The 1,211-nt window shown below is 46.1% G+C and carries 3 protein-coding genes; all 3 read left to right on the top strand.

Features of this window, described 5'->3' with window-relative positions; genetic code table 11:
* Nucleotides 1-356: carbohydrate-binding protein (locus RTK32_RS21290; RefSeq protein WP_409451127.1), on the top strand; the 356-nt coding region annotated here is incomplete at its 5' end.
* Between the two features lie 60 nt (nucleotides 357-416).
* Entirely contained in the window at nucleotides 417-884 is a 468-nt protein-coding gene (locus RTK32_RS21285) for a lysozyme (protein ID WP_312047411.1), read from the top strand.
* Between the two features lie 40 nt (nucleotides 885-924).
* On the top strand, nucleotides 925-1,211 hold a 287-nt coding region (locus RTK32_RS21280), incomplete at its 3' end, for a phage holin family protein (protein WP_312047409.1).

Here is a 1,211-nt window from a genome sequence, read left to right as displayed (position 1 = left end):
GTAATGTGCAGATCGTTTCTCCGCAGGCCAGCGAAACGAATGTGGTGCTGCCAGCTGTGACTTCTGAAAAAGTGGCAGAGCTGCTGCTGACCGTTACTGCGGCCAATGGTAAAACCGATATAGCCTCTTACAAAGTGGTTATCGTGCCTGTTTCAGCGGACACTCCGGACGAGCCTGTAGTGCCGGATGTGCCTTCTGAATATCCACTGTGGAGCGCCGCTGCTACCTACGTGGGGGGCAGCAAAGTCACGCACAAAGGCGTTAACTATATTGGTAAATACTGGTCACAGGGTTCTGAACCCGGTCTGGAAGAAAATACCGGACAGTACGGTAAACCATGGGATTACCTTCGTTAATTCAATCTTATTAATAATGCTCCTTCGGGAGCATTATTTTGCATCTTTCAGAGTCAAATAGTGAACATTTCAGAGAAGGGTTTTAATTTTATCAAAGCCCATGAAAAACGGCGTTTAAAAGCCGAAAAGAATGATGCGGGTATCTGGACAACAGGCTATGGCCATACGGAGAGCGTTCGTGAAGGCGATAGCGTTACCCCTGAAGAGGCGGAGGCGTTGCTAATAAGCGATCTGAAAAAATGTGCCGATGTACTGAGACAAAAGCTTGGCGTACCCGTCTCACAGAATCAGTTTGACGCGCTTTGCTCGCTCTTGCTTAGCATCGGGCCAGGGCTGCGTGGCGTAAAAAGCGGGCCGATCGAGCTTAAAAGCGGCCAACCTTCTACGCTGCTTATGTTTTTAAACCAGGGGTGTTACGCCGCAGCGGCCGACCAGTTTGGCTCGTGGATTTATGCAGGCAATACCGTTATCAAAGAGTTGATTTACCGCAGGGAACGCGAAAAAAATCTTTTTCTTCGCAAAAAATAAATAGCGTTTGATTATGCTATTTCCTAAAGGCTTTACTGAAATGAATATTAGTGAATATTTAGTCCTTATAAGATTCCTGACAGAACATCATCTTTTAGATGCTATGGTCATTGCAAGCATAGGCGGTGTCGCCAATTACTTTATTCATGGCGAGCTGGTAAGTGAAAATAAAGGGAATTTTCCTTATTTCCTTAAGCTTATTTTTATTTCCATGTTTACCGGCTGCCTGGTGGGTTTACTCTGCGTTGATTTCAACGTTTCTACTACCCAAACTCTCCTTTTTTCTGCCATCGCAGGGACCAGCGGCAGTGAAGTGGTCGTGGTATT

It is taken from the genome of Erwinia sp. (genome assembly GCF_031978025.1).
GTDB lineage: Bacteria > Pseudomonadota > Gammaproteobacteria > Enterobacterales > Enterobacteriaceae > Erwinia.
This window is presented reverse-complemented; position numbering and strand designations above follow the sequence as displayed.